Raw genomic sequence first — 2811 nt, forward strand, 5'->3', positions numbered from 1 at the left:
GTTTTGTAATCTCCCATCGTTGAAGAAGAGTCTTTTTTGCCACCAATAAAGAAGTTAATTAGTGACAGTCTGAACGGACACCCCAGGTGATCGCTCGCTCTTATGGCTATTCAGCGCGATCGCCTAATCTAATTTAAAGGTAGTGTTAAGTATAAATTTACCCAAATATCAACCTCAGCTAGATTTATGTAATATGTAAATTACTATCTTACAGTTTAGGGAGTCTTCTGGCAGGAAGGGAGTAAACAGTACACCTACACCAGAAAGTAAGCTGAGAAAGGAACCAAACAAAGAACCAAAAATGGCTCCTGTTCTCAAACCTCCTAAAATCACATCTCTTTTACTGATGAAACCAGCAATTCGAGTTTCCGATTGAAAGTTTCTGCCCATCACCGAGATATGATCGCTAGACACACCGCGTTCTATTAAACGCCTAATAACCTCATCAATTTGTTTTTGCTCTTTAAAAACAGCAGAAATAGTACGTTCTGCCTTATATGCTTCAGTCATTTTGATGCACCTTATATCTTGCTTTTTTATCAGGAAAATTGACAATACAGATGCGGGAATATTTTCTCTTCCCGCATCTGCCGTCTTCTAATTAGACATTATGGATTACGCTATATCTGCTTGTGCTTACACACCTACAGGTGTTTTAATTCCACCAGATGCTTGCTGATTATTACCATCTGATTGCAATGCTTCCCCTTCGATAAACGAGCGCAGCATCCAAGCCATTTGTTCATGAGCTTCCATCAATCCAGTCAAGAAGTCAGCAGTTCCCTGATCGTGGAACTTTTCACTAGACTGGTCTACATGGTCGCGTAAGTTGCGAATGACTTGCTCATGATCGTGCACTAATAAAGCCACCATCTCAGTTGCTAAGGGAACGTTATTAGGTTGCTCTTTAAGTGAAGCAACCTTCAGAAATCCTTCCATAGTCCCAATTGGATAACCACCTAAAGCACGAACCCGTTCAGCTACTGAATCGATACTTTCAGTTAATGCTGTGTAGTGTTCTTCCCAAAGCAGGTGCAAACTACGAAACTGAGGTCCGACGACATCCCAGTGAAACTTCTTCGTTTTCACTAAGAGTAAATAGGCATCTGCCAAATCTTGATTCAACAGGTTGATTACACCTTGACGTTGTTCTTCTGTCAAACCAATGTTTAACTTACGCATAATTTTCAATCTCTAGGCTAACTCTCTTTCTAGCTTCACCAATTTCCCCCCAAGCAACATCAACCTAAGGAAGTATTGTCAAAGGCAAATAGATTCTCAAAGGAATAATTATATATTTGTAAGTAATTTAACATTTCTGATACCATTTATTCTTTAGACATCTGTAGAATTTAATTATGCGTTGCCTAAACCCTTGTAGAGACGCGAAATTGAACTTCGTCCCGCTTCGCTAACGCGTCTCTACATTGTTTTCTGGAGATGTCTAATAATAATAGACACCTCGATTACAATCAGTAATCAAGATGTCTCCAATAAAAAACACCAAAATCTATTTTGAGAAAGATGTTTAGATTGTGAAGGATCTAAACTCGCTTACTTATTACCTGTCACCTTTTCCAGAAAATTCTCCACTTGATCTTCCACAGTAGTAGCATTTTGTGAATTTTCCGGACTCTTCATTTTATCAAAGTCAGCATCTCCCTGAACTTCGTTAAGTCCGTTATATGTTTCTGCTTGAGTCTCTTCGAGTCCAAGAGGAGCCTGAGTAGCTTTTTTATCAGTCTTACGCTGAATTTGATTTAGCTGATCGGTAGCTTCAGTAGGAGCGCTTGGAGTAGTACCGATCGCCAAAGCCGGAAAAGCGTTAGTTAAAAGTAATAAGGTACAGGTAAAAGCAACAACTAGAAAACGCACAGGACGTACTAGAGACGAAACAAAACCAATTATTTTCATTTTTAAATCCTCGATAACAGCACTAAGGGAGAACTTTTAATTTGATAGAGAAGCCTATGCCTTTAGCTAGTCAATTTGAGCAATCAAATTATCAAGCTGTACTTCTATCTTTACGTTCTTGCTCTACAAACCTTGTGAAGAGAGAGGCTGTATGTTCCGCATCGGCTAAGTAAGTGTAAACAAGTAAATCAACCGTGACTTTTTTATAAAAGTATTGCGGGTAACATTAACATTCTTCTTTCAAGGTTCGCTTATTTTTTTATACTTCTAATACGATAACATTTGCATCGACCCCTAGACTTAAATTTTATTTGTTTATATTCTTAACAGAATCACTCTATGGATAGATAAACTTAATTCTCTTTTGGTCTGTTTACTATAAATGCAGATGATATTAAACTTAATTGATTTATAGTCATAAAGTAATTATTTATCAACTGCTTAACAGATGTCGTCTTTAAATCATTTTTCGTTTAGAGACAGATAATTTAATTGTAACCGCCACAAAAGTATTTTCTCTAATCTAGAATTTAATCCCAAAAATAAAATTAAATTCTATTAATTAAAAATGGGTGGTATAGGAGTCGAACCTATGTAGTGCCTGACTTTTCCCGTTAAGTCTCAAAAAGCCTGCTCACAAAGGATTCTGAATAAAGCACAGCAAATACGGTACAGTAGTTGAAATTGGGTGTTCAAGGTGACAGGTGATGTTGGACTGGTGGGAGAAAAATTTTGCAACCTGTGAATTAGGCGATCGCCGATTAAATGAGCGTGCAATGTCAAAAAGTCAGCACGCCAAATCGGCACAAATGGTATTGAACAGGGTGTGGGGGGTGGCTGAGTGGGGTGTAGGGCGTAGAAGAAGGGGTGTGGGGTGTGGGGTGTGGGGTGTGGGGA

3 protein-coding genes and 1 pseudogene are annotated in these 2811 nt (G+C 38.4%); 1 reads left to right on the forward strand and 3 read right to left on the reverse strand.

Annotation, left to right across the window (positions count from 1 at the left end; genetic code table 11):
* Nucleotides 1-231: 231 nt before the first annotated feature.
* From TOL9009_RS0115575 to TOL9009_RS0115585, 3 genes and pseudogenes are all read right to left on the reverse strand, one after another.
* Nucleotides 232-510 (reverse strand): annotated as a pseudogene (locus tag TOL9009_RS0115575) (general stress protein); the annotation flags it as partial.
* Between the two features lie 126 nt (nucleotides 511-636).
* Nucleotides 637-1182 (reverse strand): Dps family protein, encoded by a 546-nt coding sequence (locus TOL9009_RS0115580; RefSeq protein ID WP_029633613.1) that lies wholly within the window; start codon nucleotides 1180-1182, stop codon nucleotides 637-639.
* Between the two features lie 372 nt (nucleotides 1183-1554).
* Nucleotides 1555-1914 carry a hypothetical protein gene (locus tag TOL9009_RS0115585; RefSeq protein WP_029633614.1) on the reverse strand — a complete coding sequence of 120 codons (360 nt, stop codon included), beginning with the start codon at nucleotides 1912-1914 and terminating at the stop codon, nucleotides 1555-1557.
* Between the two features lie 707 nt (nucleotides 1915-2621).
* On the opposite strand from TOL9009_RS0115585, the gene TOL9009_RS49365 reads away from it, so the two are divergent.
* Nucleotides 2622-2811, forward strand: a 190-nt coding sequence (locus tag TOL9009_RS49365) for an IS4/Tn5 family transposase DNA-binding protein (RefSeq protein ID WP_038296376.1), incomplete at its 3' end; no start/stop codon positions are given.

Source organism: [Scytonema hofmanni] UTEX 2349 (genome assembly GCF_000582685.1).
GTDB lineage: Bacteria > Cyanobacteriota > Cyanobacteriia > Cyanobacteriales > Nostocaceae > Hassallia > Hassallia hofmanni.

What these genes read in the sequence shown, in the direction of transcription:
- TOL9009_RS0115580 (WP_029633613.1), bottom strand. Translation starts at nt 1,182, where the DNA reads ATGCGTAAGTTAAACATTGGTTTGACAGAAGAACAACGTCAAGGTGTA.
- TOL9009_RS0115585 (WP_029633614.1), bottom strand. Translation starts at nt 1,914, where the DNA reads ATGAAAATAATTGGTTTTGTTTCGTCTCTAGTACGTCCTGTGCGTTTT.